23 protein-coding genes are annotated in these 24,305 nt (G+C 73.4%); 17 read left to right on the top strand and 6 right to left on the bottom strand.

Annotated features, from left to right (window positions below; all coding sequences use genetic code 11):
* Positions 1-276 precede the first annotated feature (276 nt).
* From MF672_RS39435 to MF672_RS39395, 9 genes are all read left to right on the top strand, one after another.
* Entirely contained in the window at positions 277-1,044 is a 768-nt protein-coding gene (locus tag MF672_RS39435) for a hypothetical protein (RefSeq protein ID WP_242373887.1), read from the top strand.
* Positions 1,045-1,069: 25 nt separating this feature from the next.
* Positions 1,070-1,747 carry a GntR family transcriptional regulator gene (locus MF672_RS39430; RefSeq protein ID WP_242373886.1) on the top strand — a complete coding sequence of 226 codons (678 nt, stop codon included), beginning with the start codon at positions 1,070-1,072 and terminating at the stop codon, positions 1,745-1,747.
* A 91-nt stretch (positions 1,748-1,838) separates the two neighbouring features.
* Complete coding sequence (locus MF672_RS39425; protein WP_242373885.1) at positions 1,839-3,458, top strand: ABC transporter substrate-binding protein; 1,620 nt, start codon at positions 1,839-1,841, stop codon at positions 3,456-3,458.
* Positions 3,458-4,417: an ABC transporter permease gene (locus MF672_RS39420; RefSeq protein WP_242373921.1), complete on the top strand. Its 960-nt coding sequence runs from the start codon at positions 3,458-3,460 to the stop codon at positions 4,415-4,417. The genes MF672_RS39425 and MF672_RS39420 overlap by 1 nt, the downstream gene beginning before the upstream one ends.
* Positions 4,410-5,237, top strand: coding sequence for an ABC transporter permease (locus MF672_RS39415; protein WP_242373884.1), 828 nt, complete (start codon positions 4,410-4,412; stop codon positions 5,235-5,237). The genes MF672_RS39420 and MF672_RS39415 overlap by 8 nt, the downstream gene beginning before the upstream one ends.
* Positions 5,234-6,199 (top strand): ABC transporter ATP-binding protein, encoded by a 966-nt coding sequence (locus MF672_RS39410; protein WP_242373883.1) that lies wholly within the window; start codon positions 5,234-5,236, stop codon positions 6,197-6,199. Before MF672_RS39415 ends, MF672_RS39410 begins: the two co-directional genes overlap by 4 nt.
* Positions 6,196-7,161, top strand: a complete 966-nt coding sequence (locus tag MF672_RS39405; RefSeq protein WP_242373882.1) for an ABC transporter ATP-binding protein — start codon at positions 6,196-6,198, stop codon at positions 7,159-7,161. Before MF672_RS39410 ends, MF672_RS39405 begins: the two co-directional genes overlap by 4 nt.
* 47 nt (positions 7,162-7,208) lie before the next feature.
* Positions 7,209-8,993, top strand: coding sequence for a gamma-glutamyltransferase family protein (locus MF672_RS39400; RefSeq protein WP_242373920.1), 1,785 nt, complete (start codon positions 7,209-7,211; stop codon positions 8,991-8,993).
* Positions 8,990-9,736, top strand: coding sequence for a sulfite exporter TauE/SafE family protein (locus tag MF672_RS39395; protein ID WP_242373881.1), 747 nt, complete (start codon positions 8,990-8,992; stop codon positions 9,734-9,736). Before MF672_RS39400 ends, MF672_RS39395 begins: the two co-directional genes overlap by 4 nt.
* A gap of 5 nt (positions 9,737-9,741) precedes the next feature.
* Here MF672_RS39395 and MF672_RS39390 read toward each other — a convergent pair whose 3' ends face one another.
* The 3 genes from MF672_RS39390 to MF672_RS39380 form a co-directional block, all read right to left on the bottom strand.
* The gene (locus MF672_RS39390) at positions 9,742-10,827 is read right to left on the bottom strand and encodes a carboxylate-amine ligase (RefSeq protein ID WP_242373880.1); all 1,086 of its coding nucleotides are present in this window, start codon (positions 10,825-10,827) and stop codon (positions 9,742-9,744) included.
* 87 nt (positions 10,828-10,914) lie between these two features.
* Complete coding sequence (locus MF672_RS39385) at positions 10,915-11,589, bottom strand: M15 family metallopeptidase (RefSeq protein WP_242373879.1); 675 nt, start codon at positions 11,587-11,589, stop codon at positions 10,915-10,917.
* Positions 11,590-11,601: 12 nt separating this feature from the next.
* Entirely contained in the window at positions 11,602-12,750 is a 1,149-nt protein-coding gene (locus tag MF672_RS39380; protein ID WP_242373878.1) for an ROK family transcriptional regulator, read from the bottom strand.
* Between the two features lie 137 nt (positions 12,751-12,887).
* On the opposite strand from MF672_RS39380, the gene MF672_RS39375 reads away from it, so the two are divergent.
* From MF672_RS39375 to MF672_RS39360, 4 genes are all read left to right on the top strand, one after another.
* Positions 12,888-14,207 (top strand): sugar ABC transporter substrate-binding protein, encoded by a 1,320-nt coding sequence (locus tag MF672_RS39375; RefSeq protein ID WP_242373877.1) that lies wholly within the window; start codon positions 12,888-12,890, stop codon positions 14,205-14,207.
* Positions 14,208-14,209: 2 nt separating this feature from the next.
* Entirely contained in the window at positions 14,210-15,223 is a 1,014-nt protein-coding gene (locus tag MF672_RS39370; protein WP_242373876.1) for a carbohydrate ABC transporter permease, read from the top strand.
* Positions 15,220-16,071, top strand: a complete 852-nt coding sequence (locus tag MF672_RS39365; protein ID WP_242373875.1) for a carbohydrate ABC transporter permease — start codon at positions 15,220-15,222, stop codon at positions 16,069-16,071. The genes MF672_RS39370 and MF672_RS39365 overlap by 4 nt, the downstream gene beginning before the upstream one ends.
* Before the next feature lie 75 nt (positions 16,072-16,146).
* A complete protein-coding gene (locus MF672_RS39360) occupies positions 16,147-17,589 on the top strand; it encodes a glycoside hydrolase family 3 protein (protein ID WP_242373874.1) in 1,443 nt (480 codons plus the stop codon).
* Between the two features lie 66 nt (positions 17,590-17,655).
* On the opposite strand, the gene MF672_RS39355 is transcribed toward MF672_RS39360, so the two are convergent.
* Positions 17,656-18,837 (bottom strand): ROK family transcriptional regulator, encoded by a 1,182-nt coding sequence (locus MF672_RS39355; RefSeq protein ID WP_242373919.1) that lies wholly within the window; start codon positions 18,835-18,837, stop codon positions 17,656-17,658.
* Positions 18,838-18,982: 145 nt separating this feature from the next.
* Here MF672_RS39355 and MF672_RS39350 point away from each other — a divergent pair, with 145 nt between their 5' ends.
* Positions 18,983-19,432 (top strand): RrF2 family transcriptional regulator, encoded by a 450-nt coding sequence (locus MF672_RS39350; RefSeq protein WP_242373873.1) that lies wholly within the window; start codon positions 18,983-18,985, stop codon positions 19,430-19,432.
* 12 nt (positions 19,433-19,444) lie between these two features.
* Here MF672_RS39350 and MF672_RS39345 read toward each other — a convergent pair whose 3' ends face one another.
* Complete coding sequence (locus MF672_RS39345) at positions 19,445-21,685, bottom strand: ATP-binding protein (RefSeq protein WP_242373872.1); 2,241 nt, start codon at positions 21,683-21,685, stop codon at positions 19,445-19,447.
* A 240-nt stretch (positions 21,686-21,925) separates the two neighbouring features.
* Between MF672_RS39345 and MF672_RS39340 the strand changes: the two genes are divergently transcribed.
* From MF672_RS39340 to MF672_RS39330, 3 genes are all read left to right on the top strand, one after another.
* A complete protein-coding gene (locus MF672_RS39340) occupies positions 21,926-22,288 on the top strand; it encodes a hypothetical protein (protein ID WP_247815654.1) in 363 nt (120 codons plus the stop codon).
* Between the two features lie 11 nt (positions 22,289-22,299).
* The gene (locus MF672_RS39335; RefSeq protein ID WP_247815653.1) at positions 22,300-22,890 is read left to right on the top strand and encodes a PP2C family protein-serine/threonine phosphatase; all 591 of its coding nucleotides are present in this window, start codon (positions 22,300-22,302) and stop codon (positions 22,888-22,890) included.
* 67 nt (positions 22,891-22,957) lie between these two features.
* The gene (locus tag MF672_RS39330; RefSeq protein ID WP_242373870.1) at positions 22,958-23,737 is read left to right on the top strand and encodes a DNA-formamidopyrimidine glycosylase family protein; all 780 of its coding nucleotides are present in this window, start codon (positions 22,958-22,960) and stop codon (positions 23,735-23,737) included.
* On the opposite strand, the gene MF672_RS39325 is transcribed toward MF672_RS39330, so the two are convergent.
* Positions 23,734-24,090: a helix-turn-helix domain-containing protein gene (locus MF672_RS39325; RefSeq protein ID WP_090929002.1), complete on the bottom strand. Its 357-nt coding sequence runs from the start codon at positions 24,088-24,090 to the stop codon at positions 23,734-23,736. The two genes, MF672_RS39330 and MF672_RS39325, sit on opposite strands and share 4 nt — an antisense overlap.
* Positions 24,091-24,305 lie beyond the last annotated feature (215 nt).

Raw genomic sequence — 24,305 nt, 5'->3', positions numbered from 1 at the left:
CCGGCTCGTCGTTCACGTTCCCGGAGATGCCGAAGGGGCGGCGGGCGGTCGCGGTGACGTGCGTCTCGCTCGGCGCGATCCCGCTGGTGCCGCAGGGGAACGTGGCCGCGGTGATGGTGTCGGGCGGGCAGCTCAGGCATTCGTGGTTCCTGGCCACGTACGTGGGGCCGGGGCTGCGGTGGCCGGTGGCGGTCGGCATGATGCTGCTCGGCCTGGCCATGTACGGTCTGGGATTCTGGCTCCCGTACCGCGCCAAGAAGCGATCACAATGATCGGATGGGCCCCTTTCGTCGCTTGCGCGCGGACCTCAGCACCGGCAAGAACCTGGAGATCTACCTCACCGCGCTGATCGCGCTGACGGTGGGGGTGCTCGGCGTCCTCAGTGTCGTGGACGCGCAGATCATCGGCGCGGCGACGCTGGCCACGCTGGCCCTCGTCGCCGTGAACGCGCTCGGCCCGCGCCACCAGGTGACCGACCTGGAAGCGCGGATCGCCGACCTCAACCGCCTGGTCGAGGCCCGCCTGGCCGGCGACGTCTTCCTGACGACGGAGCGGAAGGGGCTGGGCGAGCGGGTGGGCCGGGCGCGGGACGTGCGCCTGGCGGGCGTGACGCTGAGCCGCACGGTCCGGGGGCACGTCGAGGAGCTGCGCGCGGCCCTGGAGCGGGGCGCGTCGGTCAAGGTGCTGCTCATCGACCCGGAGGGGACGGTCCCTGAGGAGGCGGCGCGGCGCAGCACGATCGTCGGCCGGGGCGAGGTGTTCGAGCACCGGGTCACCTCCACGCTCTACCTGCTGGAGGAGCTGAAGGGCGCGATCGAGGTGCGGTTCCTGCCGTTCGTGCCGGCGTTCGGGCTGGTGCTGCTGGACCCGCGCGACGACGACGGGGTCGTGCACGTCGAGCTGGGCACGCACAGCTCGGCCGGCCGCGACCCGGTCTTCACGCTGACGCCCCGCCGCGACCACTTCTGGTTCCAGCACTTCACCGCCGAGTTCGACCGCATGTGGGAGGTGGCGCGGCCATGGCGAGAGGATTCGGACACCTGATAGTTCTGTATACGATTAGCCCGATATGACGGATCAGACGCTGGGCGCGGCCCACCGGACCTTACGCGACGAGGTCACCGCCGAGCTGCGCCGCCGCATCCTGTCCGGCGAGCTGGCCCAGGGCGAGCGGCTGGTCGAGGACCGGCTGGCCGCCACGCTCGGCGTGTCCCGCAACCCGGTGCGCGAGTCCATCCGGGTGCTGGCCGCCGAGGGGTTCATCGAGGTCGTCCCCCGCCTCGGGGCCACGGTCGCGCGGCTCTCGGCCGAGGAGGGCGAGGAGCTGTTCGACGTCCGCATGGCCATCGAAGGGCTCGCGGCGCGGCTGGCCGCGCGCAAGCGCACGCCGGCCTCCGCCCGGCGGCTGCGCGCGGTGCTGGAGCAGGCCAAGGAGGCGGTGGAGGCCGGGCGTCTCGAACGGGTGGCCGACCTCAACACCGCCTTCCACCTGGCGGTGGGCGAGGCGGCGGGCAACTCCTACCTCAGCCTGATGATGACGCCGATGCTGCAGCGGGCGCAGTGGGTCTTCAGCCAGACCGCCTCGGTACGCGGCCCGCACTCCTGGACCGAGCACCTCGGGCTGTGCGAGGCGATCATCGCGGGCGACGAGGACGAGGCCCAGGCCAGAGCGGTCGCGCACGTGGCGGCGGCCCGCCGGTCGTTCCTGGCCGCGATGGGCCGCATGCCAAAACACCCGAACGATTAGAAAACACTCAGATAACAACAAACAAGGATGTAACACCTCGGAAACGCCGGTTCTTGTATACAGTCTCCTAAACCTTCCACCGGAGGCTCCCATGAGACCGTCCCCCAGGCTCGTCGCGGCGCTCGCCGTCCTCCCCCTTGCCCTGACCGCGTGCGGCGGAGGCGGCGGCACCGCCTCGGCGCCCGCCGCCCCGCCCTCCATAGCCGACGCCTCGGCCGACAACCGGCCGGTCAAGGCCGGCGGCACGCTGACCGTCGCGCTCAGCGCCGACCCCGACGCCCTCGACCCGAGCGTCTCGACCACCCTGGTCGGCCGCGAGGTGTTCGTGAACATGTGCGAGAAGCTCTACGACATCGACGCGAAGTCGGCGCTGGTCCCCCAGCTCGCCGCCGCCCTGCCCGAGGTCTCCGGCGACGGCAGGGAGGTGACGATCAAGCTGCGCGCGGGCGTGAAGTTCAACGACGGCACCCCGCTGGACGCCGCGGCCGTCAAGAAGTCGCTCGACCGCCACCGCACCTGGGAGAAGTCCGCCCGCCAGGCCGACCTCGCCGCCGTCACCAAGGTCACCGCGGTCGACCCGGCGACCGTGCGGCTGACGCTGTCGCAGGCGTTCACGCCGCTGACCGCGCAGCTCGCCGACCGGGCCGGCATGATCATGTCGCCGAAGGCGCTGGACGCGGCGGGCGACAACTTCGGCGCGAGCCCCGTCTGCGTGGGCCCGTTCAAGTTCGTCAGCCGCACCTCCGGCAACGAGATCACGCTGGAGAAGTCGGCCGACTACTACGACGCCGCCAAGGTCAAGCTCGACAAGCTCGTATACAGGATCATCGTCGACCCGAACGTCCGGGCCGCGAACCTCAAGTCCGGCGACGTCCAGGTCGGCGACAACCTCGCCACCACGACCGTCAAGAGCGTGCAGAGCGACCCCGGCCTCAGCGTCGTCTCCGGCGGCGGCCTCGGCTACTACGGCATCACGATCAACGTCGGCAACGCCGCCGGCTCCACCGAGAAGCCCGGCCCGGTCGACACGGCGCTGGCCAGGAGCCCGCAGCTCCGCGAGGCGTTCGAGCTGGCGCTGGACCGCGACCTGATCAACAAGACCGTCTACAACGGCCTGCACGAGGTGGACTGCTACCCCGTGCCGGTGGACAGCCCCTACCGGGCCCCCGGCCTGACCTGCCCCAAGCGCGACCTCGCCAAGGCCAGGCAGCTCGTGCGGGCGAGCGGCGTGCCGACGCCGATCCCGGTCACGGTGACCAGCCCGAACGACGCCACCAACGTCCGCCTCGCCCAGGTCATCCAGCAGATGACCAAGGAGGCCGGCTTCAACGTGAGCGTGCAGACCGCCGAGTTCGTCAGCACCCTGGAGCAGGGCAAGTCCGGCAAGTTCGACGTGGTGCTGAACGGCTGGTCCGGCCGCGTGGACCCGGACGGCAACCTGACGAACCTGGTCACCACCCGCGGCAGCAACAACTACAGCGGCATGTCCGACCCCGGCATCGACGACCCGATCAAGCAGGCCGCCGCCGAGAGCGACCCCGCCGAACGCGCCGCGCTGTACGCCGCCGCCATGCGGAAGGCCGCCGAGCTGCGCGGCGTGCTGTACCTGTACCACAACAAGTACTACCTGGGCATGAGCAGGAAGGTCGCCGGCGTCCAATACTTCAAGGACGGCCTGCCGCGCTTCGTCACCGCCGGGTACGCCGCGTGATGCTCTGGTTCGTCCTGCGGCGCTGCGGGTCCGCGGTGATCGTGCTCTTCCTGGCCAGCGTCCTGATCTTCCTGGGGATCAGGGCACTGCCCGGCGACCCGGCCACGGTCATGGCGGGCCAGGAGGCCTCGCCGGCCGTGGTCGCCGCCATCCGCGCCGAGTTCGGCCTGGACAAGCCGCTGCCCGCCCAGTACCTCGACTACGTCACCCAGACGCTCGCCGGCAACCTCGGCCGCTCCACCCAGGACCAGCTCCCGGTCGCCGGGATCATCGCGGAGCGGCTGCCGGTGACGCTGGAGCTGTCGGCCCTCGCCATGCTCGTCGCGATCGTCGTCGGCGTCGGCGCGGGCATCGTGGCGGCCGTGCGGCGCGGCAGGTTCGCCGACTACGTGGCCACCGGGTTCGGCCTGGCGGGGCTGTCGGTGCCGCACTTCTGGCTGGGGCTGCTCGGCATCCTGCTGTTCGCGGTCACCTGGCGGGTGCTGCCGGCCTCCGGCTACGTCCCGTTCACCGCGGACCCGGCGGCGAACCTGCAGCGGATGATCCTGCCCGCGCTCGTCCTCGGCACCGGCTTCGCCGCGATCCTCATGCGGCAGACCCGCTCGGCCATGCTGGGCGCGCTGTCGGCCGACTACGTCCGCACCGCCCGCTCCAAGGGCCTGTCGGAGGTCAAGGTGGTCGGCGCGCACGCGCTGCGCAACAGTCTGACGACCGTGATCACGGTGCTGGGCCTCCAGCTCGGCGCGCTGATCAGCGGCGCGGTCGTGACCGAGCAGATCTTCGTGATCCCCGGCTTCGGCAAGCTCACCGTGGACGCGGTGCTGACCAGGAACTATCCGGTCATCCAGGCCGTCGTGCTGGTGACGGTGATCGGCTACGTGCTGGTCAACCTGCTGGTGGACCTCGCCTACGCGCTGCTCAACCCGCGCATCAGGCTGGCGGGGGCGCGTCATGACTAGGGCGTGGCGGCGCTTCCGCAGGCGGCCGATGGCGGTGGCGGGGCTGGCGCTGGTGGCGGCGTTCCTGCTGCTGGCGCTGGTCGGGCCGCTGGTGACGGCCGACCCGGCCGCGCAGGACTACCTGGCCACGCTGGCCCCGCCGTCAGGGGCGCACCCGATGGGCACCGACGACCTCGGCCGCGACGCCTTCGCCAGGATCGCCTCGGGCGCGCAGGTGTCGTTGCAGGCCGGCGTGCTGTCCACGCTGCTGGCGATGGCCGTCGGCATCCCGGTCGGGCTGGTCGCCGGGTTCTACCGGCGCTGGCTGGACCCGGTCGTGATGCGGCTGGTGGACGTGACGCTGGCCTTCCCGTTCCTGGTCTTCGCGGTCGGGCTGGCCGCGATCATCGGGCCGTCGCTCAAGGGCGTCGTGCTGGCGCTCGGCTTCGCCCAGCTCCCGGCCGTCATCCGGATCACCCGCGGCGAGGTGCTGGCGGTGCGCGAGATGGACTACGTGGCCGCCGCCGTCGCCGACGGCGCGGGCGACGCCCACCTGATCTTCCGCTACGTGCTGCCGAACTGCGCCAGCCCGCTCATCGTGCAGGCCACGGTGGCGATCCCGGCGGCCGTCATCGGCGAGTCCACGCTGTCGTTCCTGGGGCTCGGCGTGCAGCCGCCGACGCCGTCGTGGGGCGTGATGCTGACGACCGCGCAGCAGTACCTGGGCGACGCGCCCTGGCTGGCGATCTGGCCGGGCGTGATGATCGCGCTGGCCACGCTGGGCTTCAACCTGCTCGGCGACGGGCTGCGCGACGTCCTGGACCCGAGGAGCGCCCGATGAGCCTGCTGGAGATCACGGACCTGACCGTGGACTTCACCACCGAGGACGGCCTGGTGCAGGCGGTCAGAGGCGTCTCGCTGAGCCTGGAGCAGGGCGAGATCCTGGCGCTGTGCGGCGAGTCCGGCTGCGGCAAGTCGGTCACCGCGATGTCGGTGCCGCGGCTGCTGCCGCCGGAGACCACCCGCCTGTCCGGCTCGATCACGCTGGACGGCCGCGAGCTGACCGCGCTGCCCGAGTCCGCCATGCGGCAGGTGCGCGGCAAGGACGTCTCGGTCGTCTTCCAGGAGCCGATGACCTCGCTGAACCCGTCGTTCACCGTCGGCTACCAGATCACCGAGGTGCTGCGCCGGCACGAGCGGCTGTCGCGGCGGGCCGCCCGCGGGCGCGCGGTCGAGCTGCTGGAGCTGGTCGGCATCCCGGCCGCGGCGCGCCGGATGGGCGAGTACCCGCACCAGCTCTCCGGCGGCATGCGGCAGCGCGTGATGATCGCGATCGCGGTGGCCTGCTCGCCCCGGGTGCTCATCGCCGACGAGCCGACGACGGCGCTCGACGTGACGATCCAGGCCAGCGTCCTGGACGTCTTCCGCGACCTGCGCGACCGGCTCGGCACCGCGGTCGTCCTCATCACGCACGACCTCGGCGTGGTGGCCGACATCGCCGACCGGGCGGTGGTCATGTACGCCGGCCGCGCCGTCGAGCAGGCCCCGGTGACCGAGCTGTTCGCGAGCCCGCGGCACCCGTACACGGTGGGCCTGATGAACGCCCTGCCGTCGGCGGCCGTGAACGGCCGGCTGGCCGAGATCCCCGGCATGGTGCCCTCGCCCCTGACCGACCCCGACGAGTGCGCCTTCCAGGCCCGCTGCCCGCGCGCCCAGGCCGACTGCCGTCTCAGCCGGCCTCCGCTCGACGAGCACGCGCCCGGCCACCTGGCCGCCTGCTACCACCCGGGAGGCACGCGATGATCCTGCGCATCGACGACCTGGTCAAGCACTACGGCCCGGTCCGGGCCGTGGACGGCCTGTCGCTGGAGATCGGCGAGGGCGAGGTGCTGGGCCTGGTCGGCGAGTCCGGCAGCGGCAAGTCGACGGTCGGCAAGTGCGTGCTGCGGCTCACCGAGCCGACCGCGGGCCGGATCGAGCTGGCCGGCCGCGACATCACCCACCTGTCGCGGCGGGCCATGCGCCCGCTGCGCCGCGACGTGCACATGGTCTTCCAGGACCCCTACTCCTCGCTCAACCCGCGCTTCACCGTGGAGCGCATCGTCGGCGAGCCGCTGCTGCGGCACAAGGTCGCCGACCGGCGGGAGGTCTCCCGGCGGGTCGCCGCGATGCTGGAGCGGGTGGGGCTGCGCGCGGAGATGCGCGCCCGCCACCCGCACGAGCTGTCCGGCGGGCAGCGGCAGCGCGTGGGGCTGGCCCGCGCGCTGATCCTGGAGCCCAGGCTGGTCGTGGCGGACGAGCCGGTCTCGGCGCTGGACGTGTCGGTGCAGGCGTCGGTGCTCAACCTCATCACCGACCTGCAGCGCGACATGGGGTTCTCGTGCCTGTTCATCACTCATGACCTGTCGGTCGTGGAGTTCCTGGCCGACCGGGTCGCGGTGATGTACCTCGGCAAGATCGTCGAGTCGGGGCCCACGGCGGAGATCTTCGCCGGGCCGCGGCATCCGTACACGCAGGCGCTGCTGTCGGCCGCGCCGGTGCCCGACCCGGTGCGGCAGCGCGAGCGGCGCCGCATCGTGCTGGGCGGCGACGTGCCGAGCCCGCTCGACCCGCCGTCCGGCTGCCGCTTCCACACCCGGTGCCCGCTGGCCTTCGACCGGTGCCGCGCCGAGGAGCCGGCCCTGCTCGGCGAGGGCCATCCGGCCGCCTGCCATCTTGTGACCGCGGACAGCGTCCCCGACGCCGCCGCACCCCCGAAACGATAGGAGCAACGTTGTTCACCACCAGGCCCGAGCTGACGGGCGACTTCGGCATGGTCGCCGGCACCCACTGGCTGGCCTCCGCCACCGGCATGGGCGTGCTGGAGCGCGGCGGCAACGCCTTCGACGCCGCCGTGGCCGCCGGCTTCGTGCTGCAGGTCGCCGAGCCGCACCTCAACGGCCCCGGCGGCGAGGTGCCGATCCTGCTGTGGAGCGAGGCCGAGCAGCGGGCGCACGTCGTGTGCGGGCAGGGCGTCGCCCCGGCCGCCGCGACCATCGAAAAGTACGCCGAGCTGGGCCTGGCCGTCGTGCCCGGCACCGGCCTGCTCGCCGCCACCGTGCCGGGCGCGTTCGGCGGCTGGATGCTGCTGCTGGAGCGCTGGGGCACCTGGCGGCTGGCGGACGTGCTCGCGCCCGCCATCCACTACGCCGAGCACGGCGTGCCCGTGCTGGAGCGCATCTCGGCCACGATCGCCTCGGTCGAGGGGCTGTTCACCGCCGACTGGCCGACCTCGGCGGCCACCTGGCTGCCCGGCGGGCAGGTGCCCGCGCCGGGCTCGAAGCTGGCCAACCCCGTGCTCGCCGCGACCTACCGGCGGGTCGTCGCCGAGGCCGAGGCCGCCTCCGCCACCCGCGAGGGGCAGCTCGCCGCCGCCCGCCGCGCCTGGTACGAGGGCTTCGTCGCCGAGGCGGTCGCCGGCTTCAGCGCGAGCACCGCGTGGCGCGACAGCTCCGGCGAGGTGCACGGCGGCCTGCTCACCGGCGACGACCTGGCGGGCTGGCGCGCCACCGTCGAGGAGCCGGCCGCGTTCGACTACCGCGGGCACACCGTGCTCAAGACCGGCCCGTGGGGTCAGGGGCCGGTGTTTCTGCAGCAGCTCGCCCTGCTCGACGGCGTCGACCTGGACGCCATGGGCTACCTCGGCGCCGACTACGTGCACACGGTGACCGAGGCTGCCAAGCTCGCCTTCGCCGACCGCGAGGCCTGGTACGGCGACACCGACGTGCCCCTCGCCGACCTGCTCGATCCGGCCTACAACGCCGACCGGCGGGCGCTCATCGGCGCCGAGGCCAGCCTGGAGCTGCGGCCCGGCTCCCCCGGCGGGCGCACGCCCCGGCTGCCGGTCCTGCCCGAACCGGGCACCGCGAGCGACGCCCCCGGCGTCTCCGGCGCGCGGTCCCCGCAGGGCGTCGGCGAGCCGACGGTCGGCGCGGGCGCGGGCGGCGTCGAGCAGACGCTCCCGGACGGCCAGGTCCGCGGCGACACCTGCCACGTGGACGTCGTGGACCGCTGGGGCAACATGGTCTCGGCCACCCCCAGCGGCGGCTGGCTGCAGAGCTCCCCCACCATCCCCTCCCTGGGCTTCTGCCTCGGGACGCGGGCCCAGATGTTCTGGCTGCAGGAGGGCCTGCCCGCCTCGCTGCGGCCGGGCGCGCGGCCCCGCACCACGCTGTCGCCGTCGCTCGCGCTGCGGGACGGGCGGCCGTGGCTGGCGTTCGGCACGCCGGGCGGCGACCAGCAGGACCAGTGGAGCGTGAACTTCTTCCTCGCGGTCGTGCACGGCGGGCTGAACCTCCAGGAGGCCGTCGACGCCCCCATGTTCCACTCCGAGCACTTCCCGAGCTCCTTCTTCCCGCGCGGCTCCCGCCCCGGCGTGCTGCACGCCGAGGAGCGGCTGGACCCGGGCGTGGTGGCCGAGCTGCGGCGGCGCGGGCACGAGATCGAGGTGCAGGGCCCGTGGTCGCTGGGCCGGCTCAGCGCGGTGGCCCGCGACGGCGGCTTCCTCAAGGCCGCCGCCAATCCGCGTGGCGCCCAGGGCTACGCCGCCGGCCGATGAGCCCGGCGGAGCTGTTCTTCCTGGCGGGGTCGGGGCTGCTGGCCGGGGTGGTGAACGCCCTGGCCGGTGGCGGCACGCTCGTCTCGTTCCCGGCGCTGCTGGCGCTGGGGTACCCGAGCCTGACCGCGTCGGTGACGAACGCCGTGGCCCTGTGGCCCGGCTACCTCGGGGGCGTGCTGGGCTACCGGGCCGAGCTGCGCGGGCAGCGGCGCAGGGCGGTGGCGCTCGGGGCCACCGCCCTGGCCGGCGCGGCCGCGGGCAGCGCGCTGCTGCTGGTCACGCCGGGGCGGCTGTTCGAGTCGATCGTGCCGTGGCTGGTGGGCTTCGCCAGCCTCGCGCTACTGGCCCAGCCGTGGCTGCGGGCCCGCCTCGGGGGCGCGGCGGGCGGGCCGCCGAGCCGCCTGGTGCACGCCGGGGTGTTCCTCGGCGGGTGTTACGGGGCGTACTTCAACGGCGGCATGGGCGTGCTGCTGCTGACCGTGCTCGGCGTGTTCCTGCACGACGGGCTGCACCGGGTCAACGCCGTCCGGGCCGTGCTCGCGCTGGTGATCAGCACGGTGTCGGCGGGGGCGTACTCGCTGTTCGGCGACGTGCGGTGGGCGGCGGTCGCGGTGATCGCGCCGGCCAGCCTGGCGGGCGGCTTCCTCGGCACCCGCTTGGCCAGATTGTTGTCGGCGAAGGTGCTGCGGGGCGTGGTGGTCGCCTTCGGCCTGGGGGTGGCCGTGGCGCTCGCCCTGCGCTGACCGCGTCAGGCGACCGTGGCCTCGATCAGGTCGTCCACCACCTCGCTCAGGTCGTGGCCGCGGGCGTGCACCCGGCGCTGCCGCATCGCGCCGGAGCCGTTGCGCAGCAGCCGGTCCAGGCCCTCCTCCACGAACGCCAGGTCGCCGGCCGCGGCCAGCGCGGGGCGTACGTGCTCCAGGAGCCGCCGGGCGAGGACCCACGACGGCACCCGTGTGCCGTCGCGCACGTCAAGGCCCTCGCCCGGCAGCCCGTCCCTGGCCGCGCGCCAGTAGGCGGCGCGCAGCACCTCCGACGCGACGGGCAGCCCGCGGTCGCCCCGCCGCACGGCCTCCAGCGCGGTCACCACCAGCGCCCGCACCAGGCCGATCAGCGTGAGGCTGTCGCTCACGTCGAGCGGCACGTCGGCCGCCCTGATCTCGACCGTGGGCAGGCTCGGCGACGGACGGGTGTCCCAGTAGACCGTCTTCGGGTCGAGCAGCGCGCCCGACTCGGCCAGCGCCCGCAGCGCCAGCTCGTAGTCGGCGTAGGAGGCGAAGTACGGCGGCGCGCCCGCCACCGGCCACCGGCCCCAGGAGATCACCCTCCAGGAGGCGTAGCCGGTGTCGCGGCCGGCGAAGAACGGCGAGTTGGCGGCCAGCGCGATCAGCGTCGGCAGCCAGCAGCGCACGTGGTTGCCCACGAAGACGGCGTGCTCGTGGTCGGGCACGTCGACGTGGACGTGCAGCGCGCAGATGGTGATCTCGTCCTGCAGCGCCCGGTAGGCCACTCTGCTGGACAGGTAGCGCGGCACGTCGGTGAGCGGCGGCGAGGTGACGTCGCCCAGCACCGGGATGCCGCTGGCGACGACCGCGAGGCCGCACGTGCGGGCCGCGTCGGCCACCTCCTTGCGCACGCCGCGCAGTTGCGAGCCCAGCTCGCTCAGGTCGGCGGAGGGCGGCGTGCGGGCCTCCACCTGGAAACGGGTGATCTCGTGCACCACGTCGGCCATCCCGGTGGTGGCGGCCAGCACATCGGCCGCGTGGGGGGAGACGTGGCGGGTGCGGGGATCGACGATGAGGTATTCCTCTTCGATCCCGATCAGCGGAATCATGCCTGCACCTCGTTGGGGGGAGTCAAGTACCCGCAACAGGTTGTGCCCCGGCGACAGCTCGCGGAAAACCTTCCGGACGCCAGCTTGTCAGACGGTAAAACCTGTGGGGCCGTAGACGGCGCTGGGGGCGCCTGTGGCGAGGGCCCAGTAGCGGTCGCCGTAGGACCAGTGCCACCACTCGGTCGGGTAGTTGACCAGACCGGCCGGCTCCAGGGCGGCGGCCAGGAGCTTGCGGTGCGCGCGGGCCTCGGCCGAGATGTTGGGGGCGGCGGTGTAGCAGGCGCCGTCGCTCTGCTCGGGGTTGTCGTTGACCTCGGTGCCCAGGTCGTACTCGGCGCCCTCGGGGTCGCACAGGGTGAGGTCGACGGCCGCGCCCGCGGTGTGCGGGGCCACGCTGACGGGCGAGACGTAGCGGCTGGCGGCGACGTGCGCCTCCTCGGCCGTCATGCCGGGGTTGGCCGCCAGCAGCTCGTCGCGGTAGCGGGTGAAGTAGCGGGACTGGGTGGCGATGGGCCGGTAGCCCTCGACGACCAGCAGGTGGTAGCCGCCGGGCAGCAGCGACTCGGCGTGCTCCAGCCGCTCCAGCAGGCCGGCGCGCAGGTGGGCGTAGGCGCCGTCGGGGTCGGCCAGCCGCCCGTCCACCCGCAGCCGGCCGCGCACCTCGGCCAGCGGCTCGCCGGACTCCTCCACCGGGATCGCGGCCACCCGCGGGTCGGAGATCAGCACCACGTCGTTGCGGGGGTCGTTCGGGGACTGCCACATGGGCAACGATTTTCACACAGTGTCGGAGAAGACCTGCTCCCGGGCCTGCTCCAGGGCCGCCACCAGCGCGCCGCGCAGCACGGGGTTCCCGGCCACCCGGGTGGTGACGACGTCGGGCCGGCTCGGGCACACGCGGGCCACGGCCTCCTGCACCTTGGCGGCCAGCCGCTCGCCGCCGGCCCGGCCGACGTCGCCGCTCAGCACGATGAGCGCCGGGTCCAGCACGACGGTGACCGCCGCCGCGCCCACCGCGAGCCGGGCGGCGACCGCGTCGAGGAAGTCCTCGCCGCCGTTGCGCACCAGGTCGGGGACGCTCGCCCCCTGGACGCCGTGCTCGCGGGCCAGGCCGCGCAGCGCGTCGTGGCCGACCAGGCGCTGGAAGGAGCCGGACTGCGGCTCGGCGACGTCGGTGGGCAGCGGCTCGCCGGGCACCGGCAGCCAGCCGATCTCGCCCGCGCCGCCGGTGATGCCGCGGTGCAGGCGGCCGTTGAGCATGACGCCGAGGCCCTGGCCGACACCCGCCCAGATGACGGCGAAGTCGTCGTGGCCGACGGCGGCGCCGTAGGTGTGCTCGGCGAGGGCGACCAGGTTGACGTCGTTCTCGATGGTGACGGAGGCGCCGAGGGTGCGGCGCAGGCTCGCCAGCACGCCGACGTGCCAGGCGGGCAGGTCGTACGACCAGCGCACGTCCCCGCTCGCGGGGTCGACCACGCCGCGGGTGCCGATGACGAAGGCCCGCAGCCGGTCCAGGCCGATGCCGGCGGTGTCGCAGGCCCGCTGAACGGCGGTGTGCACGGTGCGGACCGGGTCGCCGCCGTCGCCGGGGTTGACGGTGATCTCGACCACGATCCGGCCTGTGATGTCGGCCACAGCGACGGTCAGGCTGTCGGGCAGCACCTCCAGGCCGGCCACGTACGCGCTGGAGGGAACGACGCCGTACAGGGCGGCGTGGGGGCCGCGCCCGCCGGCCCGCTCGCCCGCCACCTCGACCAGGCCCCGCTCCTCCAGTCTGGACAGGAGCTGACCTGCCGTTACCTTGGAGAGCCCGGTCCTTTCGCCCAGTTCCGCCCGGGTGAGCGGGCCGTCCACGAGGAGGAGCTCGAGTGCCGCGCGATCGTTCAACCGACGCAGCAGCCGGGGCACACCCGGGCTTCGACTCATTACCGCACCCCTCTCGTCACGAATGGCTAACGAGCGTTTCTTTTAAGAAAGTTTCTTGTTAGTTTAGCAGCGTCGTTCGGCATTTGACGATCAGCCTGGTGCGGACCGTAGGCCAGCACCCGGGAAGGGAGAACCCTGTGAGGATCGCGAAGATCACAGCCACTACGGTCACCACGGCCGCCCTGGCCCTGGGCCTGGCCGCCTGTGGCTCCGGCGGTGGCGAGACCTCCTCCTCGCCCAGCGCCGCGGCCTCCGCCGCCGGCCCCAAGTACGCCGGCAAGACCCTCAGCGTCTGGCGCCTCGGCGACAGCAACCCGGCCGCCGCCAAGTACATGGAAGAGCTGAACGCCGAGTTCAAGAAGCAGACCGGCGCCGAGGTCAAGCTCGAGTGGATCCCGTGGCCGCAGGTCGCCGACAAGTTCGCCGCCGCCGCCACCGGCACCGGGCCGGACGTCACCGAGATCGGCAACGACCAGGTGCCGATGTGGCAGAGCCAGGACGCGCTGACCCCGATCACCGACATCGCCCGCGAGGGCGACCGCGCGCGGATCCCCCAGAACCTCTACGGCTACGAGACCGTGGACGGCGAGATCTACGCCGTGCCGTGGGGCGCCGGCGCCCGCGCCGTGCTCTACCGCAAGGACTGGTTCGAGGACATGAAGATCGAGGTCCCGAAGACCTGGGACGAGCTCGTCGCCGCGGCCAAGAAGATCCAGAAGGAGAAGGGCGCCGGGGTCGACGGCTTCGCCTTCAACGGCGGCTCCGACGCCAACCACCTGCTGGCCGCGTTCGCCTGGTCCGAGGGCGGCGACTACGCCGTCAAGGAAGGCGACAAGTGGGTCGGCAAGCTCACCGAGCCCGGCTTCGTCAAGGGCTTCGAGACCTACACCGGCCTGGTCACCGGCGGCCTGTCGGCCAAGGCGAACCTCACGCTCAACACGGTCGACATCCGCAAGCGCTTCGCCAACAACAAGGTCGCCATGTACCTCACCGCCGCCTGGGACCTGCCCGGCATCGAGGAGGACTCCAAGGGCAAGCTGAAGAGCGACAAGCTCGGCTTCTTCCCGCTGCCCGCCAAGACCGGCGGCGTGGCCCCGTCCTTCTTCGGCGGCAACGACATCGCGCTGTGGGGCGGCACCAAGGAGGCCGACCTCGGCAAGGAGTACATCAAGCTGGCCACCAGCAAGACCTGGGCCGACCGCTACGCGACCGAGGGCGGCCTGCTCCCGGTCTACCCGGACAGCCTGGCCAAGCTGGAGGAGGACCCGGCGCAGGGCGCCTTCGCCCAGGCGTTCGCCAAGGCCCGCGCCTTCCCCGCCGACCCCAACTGGGCCGAGGCCGACGCCACCAAGATGGTCCTGCAGAACGCCGCCCGGGCCGTCATCGAGGGCAAGAAGGACACCAACGCCGCCCTCACCGACGCCAACAAGGAACTCGAAGAGATCCTGAACCAGTAACCATGGCGAACCCGACTACGGTCACCCGGGGCGGCGGGTCCTCCCCCGCCCCGGGACACCGGCGCAAGAAGAACGCCGCTCGCGCGCGGGCCGGCGGGCTGCCGGCGTGGAGCATCCCGTACGTCCTGCTCGTCCCCGGCCTGCTGGTCATCGCGGGGCTGCTGCTCTACCCGATGTTCCAGCTGGCCGTGATGGCCTTCCAGAAGGTGGGCCTGGCGCAGATCAGGGGCACCAGGCCGGCCGAGTGGGTGGGCCTGCAGAACTTCGAGAACGTCCTGGCCAACGACATCTTCTGGTCGGCCCTCCGCAACACCGTCGTCTTCGCCTTCGTCGCCGTCAGTCTCACGCTGATCGTCGGCACCGCCGTCGGGGTGCTGCTGCACAAGCTCGGCAAGAAGATGTCGCTGTTCGTGGTCATCGGGTGCATGTTCGCCTGGGCCGTGCCGCCGGTCGCGCAGGGCGTCATCTGGCGCTCGCTCTTCGACGCCGAGGCCGGCATCGTCAACTGGGCGCTCGACCTGCTGCCCGACTGGCTGGCCGCGCCGCCCGACGGCCAGGCGAGCTGGGCCGGCACGCCCTGGCTCAACGACGTCCTGCCCCTCTACATCGCGCTGGTCGTCTGCGTGGTGTGGGCCGGCTTCCCGTTCATCGCGGTCTCGGTGCTGGCCGGGCTCAAGGGCATCCCCAACGAGCTGTACGAGGCGGCGCGGGTGGACGGCTCCGGCCCGTGGCGCACGTTCACGAAGATCACCCTGCCGATGCTGAAGCCCGTCTTCGCCGTCCTGACGATCCTGTCGATCATCTGGGACTTCAAGATCTTCAGCCAGCTCTACGTGCTGATGAACGGCCCCACCAACCGCGAGGGCTTCAACCTGTCCATGTACGCGGTCGCCGAGGCGTTCAAGCCCCCGCAGAAGCTGGGCACCGGCGCGGCGATCTCGGTCGTCCTGACGATCATCCTGCTCATCATCACCGTCGTGTACGTCAGGCAGATCGTGAAGCAGGAGGAGATGTGACCCCGCTCGCCCGCAGGAGGCTCGGCAAGATCCTCCTCAACACCGCCGGCGTCCTGGTCTTCCTCTACGCCGTCTTCCCCGTCTACTGGATGGTGGCGACCGGCTTCAAGGAGAACGACCAGATCTTCACCACGGAGTTCGTCCCGTTCCCGACGCACTTCACCTTCGACCACTTCTCGCGGGTGTTGTCCGAGGGCATCGCGAACAACTCCATCTGGCTCTACATGCGCAACAGCGCCATCGTGGCGCTCGGCACGGTGCTCATCGGCTCGGCCTTCGCCCTGCTGTCGGCCACGGCCATCGCCCGCTTCCGGTTCAAGGGCCGCAGCGTGTTCCTGGTCGTGCTGCTGATCGTGCAGATGTTGCCGGCGGAGGGGCTGCTCATCCCGCTCTACATGATGGTCAAGCGGGTCGGGCTCGGCGACCACCTGCTCGGGCTGATCGTCACCCAGGTCGCGCTGACGCTGCCGTTCGGGGTCTGGATGCTCCGCACGTTCGTCGCGGCCGTGCCCAAGTCGCTGGAGGAGGCGGCCTGGATCGACGGCGCGGGACGCATGCAGGCGTTCTGGAAGGTGCTCTTCCCGCTGGTCGCGCCCGGCCTGGTGGCCACGAGCATCTTCTCGTTCATCACGGCCTGGAACGACCTCGTCTTCGCCCTCTACCTGATGTCCGGCTCCGAGGGCTACACGATGCCGGTCGCGCTGCAGTACTTCTTCGGCCAGAAGGGCGTCGACTGGGGGGCGATCATGGCCGGATCCACCCTGATGACCGTCCCGGTCGTCATCTTCTTCCTCCTCGTGCAGCGCCGCATGGTCTCCGGCCTGGTCGCCGGGGCCGTGAAGGGCTGACGCACCACCACCACCTCCGGCACGGCGCCGCGCGCGCCGTGCCCGATCCTGCCTGTCTTCCACTGATGAGGAGCCATGAGTCAGAGTGATCGGGGGCTGCGCCGCCTGGCGGCCGGCACACTGCTCGTCGCCTTCCAGGGCACCGAGGCGCCCGCATGGGTGCTGCGCGAGCTGGAGCACGGCCTGGGCGGCGTGACGCTCTTCGGGTTCAACGTGGCCGACCCCGGCCAGGTGAGCGAGCTGACCACCGCGCTGCGGGGAGCCGGTGAGCCCGTCATCTCGCTCGACGAGGAGGGCGGGGACGTCACCCGGCTCGCCTACCACGTCGGCAGCCCGTACCCGGGCAACGCGGCGCTCGGCGCCGTGGACGACCCCGCGCTGACCCGCACGGTCTACCGGGCCATCGCCGCCGAGCTGGCCGCCTGCGGCATCAACCTCGACATGGCGCCCAGCGCGGACGTCAACACCGAGGACGACAACCCGGTGATCGGCACCCGCTCGTTCGGCGCCGACGCCGCGCTCGTGGCCCGGCACACCGTCGCCGCCGTGGAAGGGCTCCAGTCGCTGCGCGTGGCCGCCTGCGTCAAGCACTTCCCCGGCCACGGCGCGACCCGGGTGGACTCGCACCTGGCGATCCCCGTCGTGGACGTCGGCCTCGACGTGCTGCGGGAGCGGGAGCTCGCGCCGTTCCTCGCGGCCGTGCGGGCGGGGGCGAGATCGGTGATGACCGCGCACGTCGCGGTGCCGGCGGTGACGGGCGAGCTGCCCGCCACGCTGTCCGGCGCGGCGCTGACCGGGCTCCTCAGGGGCGAGCTCGGTTTCGACGGCGTGGTCGTCACCGACGCCCTCGACATGCACGCCATCACCCGCGGCGTCGGCCTGGCCGGGGGCGCCGTGCTGACCCTCGCGGCCGGGGCCGACCTGCTGTGCCTCGGGCCGCTGCCCACCTACGACGACGTGCAGGCGATCATCGCCGAGATCGTGTCCGCGGTGCGCGAGGGCCGGCTGCCCGCCGAACGGCTGGAGGAGGCGGCGGCGCGGGTGGCCGAGCTGCGCGCCTGGTTCGGCGGCGAACGCGAGGTGCCCGCCGCCCAGAACGTCGTGGGGCTGCACGCCGCCCGCCGCGCCGTGCGGCTGACCGGCGCGCCCGAGCCGCTGGTCGAGCCGCTGGTGGTCGAGGTGGACACCCCGCCGACGATCGCCGTGGGCGACGTGCCGTGGGGGGTCGGGCCGTGGCTGCCGGAGGCGGAGATCGTCCGCGTCGAGCCGTCGGCCGCCGACGCCCCCGCGCTGCTGGCCAAGGCCGCCGGGCGGTCGCTGGTCGTCGTCGTCAAGGACGCCCACCGCCACCCCGCCAGCCGCGACCTGGTCACGGCGCTGGTGGCGGCCCGGCCGGACACGACCGTCATCGAGATGGGGCTGCCGGTGTGGCGGCCGGACAGCGCCGCCTACATCGCCACGTACGGGGCCGCCCGCGCCAACGCCCAGGCCGCCGTGGAGCTGCTCCAGACCGCCTAGCGAGGGAGGCCGTGCGGCGTCCCGCGCGGGTCTGCACGGCGCCCGCGCGGGTCCCCTGGGCGTCGCTCAGGGGGCCAGCAGCTCCTCGCGGGCCTGGTCGAGGGCGGCCAGCACGGCGCCGCGCAGCACCGGGTTGCGGTCGGTCACCGTGGTGGTGCCGACCTGGGGCCGCACCGGGCAGATCCGGGCCACGGCCTCCTCCACCCGGGACGCCAGCGCGTCGCCGCCCGCCTGCCCCACCTCCCCGGCCAGCACCACCAGGCCGGGGTCGAGGATCACGCACACCGCGGCCACGCCCAGGGCCAGCCGCTGGGCGATCTCGCCCAGCATCGGCTCGCCGCGCTCGCCCGCGGCCATCGCGACGCGTACGCACTCGCCCGCGCTGCTCGCCGCGAAGCCGTAGCCCTGCGCCAGCTCGGCCACCGCCTCGGCGCTGACCAGCGACTGCAGGCCGCCCGCCAGCGACGGCAGCCGGCCGGGCTCGGTGCGGATGTCCTCCGGCAGCGGCACCCCGGGCACCGGCAGGTAGCCGATCTCGCCCGCGCTGCCCGAGCGCCCGCGGTGCAGCCGGCCGCCGAGCATCACCGCGAGGCCGAGACCGCGGCTCGCCCACAGCAGCACGAAGTCGTCGACGCCCTGGGCGACCCCGTCGGCCCGCTCGGCGATGGCGGCGAGGTTGACGTCGTTCTCGATCGTCACCTCGCGCCGCAGGTCGCCGGCCAGGGCCTCGTGGATGCCCTCGTGCCAGCCGGGCAGGTCGAAGGAGAAACGCACGTCGCCGCTGCGCGGATCGACCACGCCGGGAGTGCCGATCACCACGCCGCGCAGCTTGCCGAGGCCCACCTTGGCGCCGCGGCAGGCCTTGACGATGGCCTCGTGCACGGCGGCCACCGGATCGTCGTGGCCCTTCGGGTCGACGGTGATCTCGGCGATCGTGCGGCCGTGGATGTCGGCGACGGCCGAGGAGATGCGCTCGGGGCCGACCTCCAGGCCGGCGACGTACGCGCTGGAGGCGATCACGGAGTAGAGGGCGGCGTTGGGCCCCCGCCCGCCGGCCTGCGTGCCGACCACCTCGACCAGGCCGCGCTCCTCCAGCCTGGACAGCGTCTGCGAGGCCGTCACCTTGGACAGGCCGGTCAGGTCGCCGATCTGGCCGCGCGTCATCGGACCGGTGGCCAGCAGCAGCTCCAGCGCGGCCCGGTCGTTGATCTCCCTCAGCAGTCTGGGCACACCAGGGCGTCGCTCCACCACGCTGAATCCCCACCGTCGTTCTGCTTCGGAATCGAAAAGAATGTTGGAAGTTTAGCGCTCCTGCCTGGGAGAGTTCGGATCTCCTGCCCGTTCTGACGACCTTGCGCCTAACCAGTGTTGACCAGGAGGGATAATCGAGAACATGCGCCTTTCCGCTCGTGTCGACTACGCCCTCCGTGCCGCCGCCGAACTCGCCGCCGCGGGAGCCGGCCCGACCACGGTGGGCGAGCTCGCCAAGGAGCAGGACATGCCACCCAAATACCTGGAGAACATCCTGCTCCAGATGCGCCGCGCCGGCCTGGTGCGCGGGCAGCGGGGGCCCGAGGGCGGCTACGTGCTGGCCCGCCCCGCCGGGGAGATCTCCCTCGCCGACGTGATCCGCGCCGTGGACGGCCCGCTCGCCAACGTGCGCGGCGAGCGGCCCGAGCACGTCGGCTACCGGGGGCCGGCCGAGTCGTTGCAGCAGGTGTGGATCGCGCTGCGCGCCACCGAGCGGGCGATCCTGGAGGAGGTCACGCTCGAACAGGTCGCCTCCGGCGCGCTGCCCGAGCGCGTCCGCCAGCTCGCCGCCGACCCCGCCGCCTGGGACTGACCGGCCAGCCGTTCACGGGCGGCTCAGCGCGTACGTGATGCTCGTGTCCAGATCGGCCGCGCGCCCGGCGCGGAAGGCGTGCTCGTAGGCGCGGTCGCCGAGCGTCAGCCGCACCCGCTCCTCGCACGCCCGCCGCACCGCCACCAGCTCCGGCTGCCCCGCCTGCTGCTTGCCGAGAGCGTCCCACACCTGCCCGGCCACGCCCAGGATGCGCGCCGCCCGCTCCCCCTGGCCCGCCGCCACCGCGGCCTGGGCGAGCACGTCGAGCGCCATCGCCACCCCGACCCGGTCGTGCAGCCGCCACTTCGCCTCCAGCGCCGCCTGCGCGTACGACCACGCCTGCCCCGCCTCGCCGCAGGACAGCTCCGCCTGGGCCCGCAGGGTGTCGCCGAAGGCCCGCAGCCAGCGCTCCCCGTGCCGGTCCGACAGCGCCCGCCCGCGCCGCAGCACCGCGATCGCCTCGTCGAGCCGGCCCTGGCTGGTGTACAGCAGGCCGAGGCTCGTGCAGGCCAGCGACGCGCCCAGGGTGAGCACGCCGTCGCCCCCGGCGAGGAGCGAGCGCGCCAGCTCCACCGCGCGCTGCTGGTCGCCGAGGATGAGCGCGGCCACCATGAGGGCCGCCCGCGCGGTGGCCGCCGTCTCCTCCGCGCCGCGCCGCTCGGCGTCGGCCAGGCACTCGGCGGCCCGCTTCTCCGCGACGACCGGCTCGCCCTGGCACAGGTGCACGAAGGCGCACGCCCACAACGCCTTGTCGCGGGCCGGGCCCGGCTCAGGATGCAGATCGAGCGCGCGCTCCAGGTAGTGCTGGCCCTCCTTGTTGTAGCCGCACGGGTACCAGAAGAACCACAGCGAGCCGGCCAGCCGCAGCGCGAGGTCGCCCTCCGGGCGGGCCAGGCCGTACTCCAGCGCGGCGCGCAGGTTGCCGTGCTCGGCCGTCATCCGGTCGTACCAGGCGTACTGGTCGGCGCCGAGCCAGGCGGCGTCGCCCGCCGCGGCCAGCTCCAGGTAGTGGTCACAGTGCCGGCGGCGCATCGCCTCCTCCTCGCCGAGGTCGCGCAGCCAGGACGCGCCGAACTCGCGGATCGTGTCGAGCATCCGGTAGCGGTCGCCGTCGCCGGTCGGCTCCCAGAGCAGGATCGACTTGTCCACCAGCGACTCCAGAAGCTGCGGGATCCGCCAGGACGGCAGCGCGTCGTCGGCGCACACCTGCTTGACCGCCGCCGGGTCGATGCCGCCCGCGAACACCGACGCCCGCGCCCACAACAGCCGCTCCGCCGGGGTGCAGAGCTGGTGGCTCCAGCCCACCGCGGTACGCAGCGCCTGGTGCCAGGGCGGGTCGGCGTCGTACACGGGCCGGTCGGTGACTCCCAGCACCGCGTAGCGGTCCTCCAGCCGCGCGGCCAGCTCCTCCACGCTCTCCTCGCGCAGCCGGGCCGCGGCCAGCTCGATCGCCAGCGGCAGGCCCTCCAGCCGGCGGCACACCCGCACCACGGCGTCCCGGTTGTGCTCGGTGACCGCGAAGCCGGGGACCGCCGCGGCGGCCCGGTCGGCCAGCAGCGCCACCGCGCCCCCTCCGATCCCACCGGCCGCGCCGCTCCCACCGGCCGCGCCGGAAGCGCCGCCGTCCGGCGGGGCGGCCGGGACCGGCAGCGGCTCCAGCGTCATCACCTGCTCCTCCGGCAGGCCGAGCGCGCGCCGCCCGGTCGCGAGGACGCGCAGGCCGGGCGCGGCGGCCAGCAGCGCCGTGACGACCCGCGCGCACGCCTCGGCCAGATGCTCGCAGGTGTCGAGCACCAGCAGCAGCTCACGCCCGGCCAGGTAGCCGGCCAGCACCTCGGTCACCGGCGCGGCGCTCTGGTCGGCCAGCGGCAGCGCCTCGGCGATCGCGTACGGCAGCGCGCTCTCCTCCGCCAGCGGCGAGAGCGGCACCAGCCACGCCCCGTCGGCGAGGCCAGGCCGCAGCTCGGCCGCCGCCCGCAGGGCGAGCCGGGTCTTGCCGACCCCGGCCACCCCCGTGACCGTCACCAGCCGCGAACGGGTGAGGAGGGCGCGCAGCCGGGCCACCTCCGCACCGCGCCCGATCAGCCGCGTCGTCTCACCCGGCAGGTTGCCCGGCCCGCTGCCCGGCTCCCCGCCCGGCCCGCTGCCCGGCCCGCTGCCCGGCTGCCCACCCGTCCCGCTGCCCGGCTCCCCGCCCTGCTCTCCGCCCGGCTGCCTGCTCTGCCCGTCGTCCTGCCCTGAGCCTGCTCGCATGCTCGTCACCTCGCTGGGGCCTCCGTTGCCCCACCAGTTTGCCGGAATCACCGACGCACCATCACTAAAAGTGAGAAGCTGGTTACTCACCTCCCAAGTCCCCGCAAGGAGGAAGCCATCGCGCGGCGCACACCACCCACCACGAGCCGGCGCTGGCTCCTGCCGGGGCTGCTGACCGCCGAAGGGCTCGCGGCCGCGGTCGACGCCGCCCACGCGCCGTTCGCGCTGCCCGTCCTGCTGATGATCGGGCCGCTGGCCGCCGCGCACTTCCTCGGCGTCCGGCAGACCGCCGGGGTGGCCATCGCCGCGCTGGCCCTCATCGCCCTGCTGCCGGCCGCCGGCGCCGGCCTGGCGCTGCAGGCGGCCCGGGTGCTCGTCATCGCGCTCGGCGGGCTGGGCTGTGTGGTGGTGGCCGGCGTCCACGACCGGCAGCGCGCCGACCTCGGGCGGATCACCCGCATCGCCGAACGGGCGATGATCCCGTCCCTGCCCGCCGAGCTGGGCGGCGTCCGGCTGGCCGCGCACACCGCTCGGCGGCCGCCGGCGCGCGCATCGGCGGCGACCTGCACGAGGCCGTCGCCACCGCCGCCGGCGTCCGCCTGATCATCGGCGACGTGCGCGGCCACGGGCTCGACGCCGCCCACCTGAGCGCCGCGGTGCTCGACGCCTTCCGCCGCACCGCCGCCACCGCCCCCGACCTGGCCGCGCTCGCCCGCCACCTCGACGCCCGCATCGCGCCCGAGCTGGGCCCCGAGGACTTCGTGACCGTGCTGCTCGCCGAGTTCGTGCCGGGCGCGGTGCTGCTGGTCAACTGCGGGCACCCGGCGCCGCTGCGCGTCGACGCGCGGCTGCGGGTGCTGGAGCCGCCCCGGGCGTGCCGGCCGCTCGGCCTGTCGCCGGAGCCGTACGTGTGGCGGGTCCGCCTCCAGCCCGCCGACCGTTTGCTGCTCTACACCGACGGCTTCACCGAGGTCCGCGACCGGGGAGGGGCCGAGCTGCCGCTGGACGCGGCCATGCACACCGCGCTGACCGCCGCCACGCCGGAGGCGGCCCTGCGCGACCTGCTCGACCTGCTGCGCGAGCGCGCGGGCGGCGGCCCCGTCCCCGTCACCGACGACCTGACCCTGATCCTCGCCCAGCCCGTCGCCGCCTCCGCCGCCCCGCACCCCACCCCGGCGCCCGGCGACCATCAGCGCCGGTCCTGATCAGCGCCGCGCCCCGGCGGACACCGCTCGGTCCTCTCCGGTGGGGAACGCTTCCTAGACTGGAGGGATGCCCGAGGGAGACGCCGTCTACCGCACGGCGGCCCGCCTGCGCGCCGCCCTGGACGGCCGCGTGCTCACCAGGTCCGACTTCCGCGTGCCGCGGCACGCCACCGCCGATCTGACCGGCCGCGCCGTCCTGACCACGCTCTCGCGCGGCAAGCATCTGCTCACCCGGGTGGAGGGCGGTCTGACCGTCCACACGCACCTGCGGATGGACGGGAGCTGGCGCATCGTCGCGCCGGGGGCCCGTGTGCCGCCCGGCGACCAGGTGCGGCTGATCCTCGCCAACGCGGAGTGCACGGCGGTGGGCCGCAAGCTCGGCATGGTCGACCTCGTCAGGACCGGCGACGAGGAGCGGGTGGTGGGTCATCTGGGGCCGGACCTGCTGGGGCCGGACTGGGACCTGGACGAGGCCGTGCGGAGGCTGCGAGCGGCGCCCGGCAGGACGATCGGGGAGGCGCTGCTCGATCAGCGCAACCTGGCCGGGATCGGCACGATCTATCGCGCCGAGACCCTGTTCCTGAGGGGCGTCTGGCCGTGGCGGAGGGTCGGGGAGGTCGCGGACCTGGACGGGCTCGTGACGCTGGCGCAGCGCCTGCTGGCGGCCAACAAGGAGTATGCGGGCACGGTGACCACAGGTGATCGCCGCCCGTCGAACGCGACGTGGGTCTACGGCAGGGCAGGAAGACCCTGTCGCCGATGCGGCACCCGCATCAGCCGAGGGGAGATGGGTGCGCAGCCACAGGAACGGCTGATCCTGTGGTGTGCCGGCTGCCAGCCGCGCTAGGCAGCCACCATGTCCTTGACCTCAGGGAACACGGAGTCGGAGATCGATCCGGGAACGGTCTCCGAGAGCGGCAGACGCTCGTGCTCAGGAACGTCGGCGAGCACGGGAGCGGCCTGGAGCTCGGCCAGCGCGAACTGGTCGGACACCTCACGCAGGACCTGCGAGAGCGGCACCCCGAGCGCGCCACAGATGGACGCGAGCAGCTCCGACGAAGCCTCCTTCTGCCCCCGCTCCACCTCGGACAGGTAGCCGAGCGAGACACGGGCCAGCGTGGAAACCTCGCGCAGTGTGCGTCCCTGGCGCACGCGCAACCGCCTCAGCACGTCGCCGAGCAGCTGACGCAGCAGAATCATCTGTCGCTCCCTCCCCGGCGCGGATGTCTTCACCACGCCCCGCGCGATCGGATCGTGCCGCACATTGGTCTTCTTCGCTTCGTACATACTCCTCGCCGTCATCATCGGGCGTCGCCGCCCCTTGACCGCCGCTCGTGCCTCGCCGCGCGACTCATCAGGCCCGCCTGCCGGGCGCTCGGTGCTTGCAGTTGGCTCACGGACCTCACTCACAGCTC

Source organism: Actinomadura luzonensis (assembly GCF_022664455.2).
Classification (GTDB): domain Bacteria; phylum Actinomycetota; class Actinomycetes; order Streptosporangiales; family Streptosporangiaceae; genus Nonomuraea; species Nonomuraea luzonensis.
Note: the sequence above shows the minus strand (reverse complement) of the source record. Positions and strands in the feature narration are given on the sequence as shown.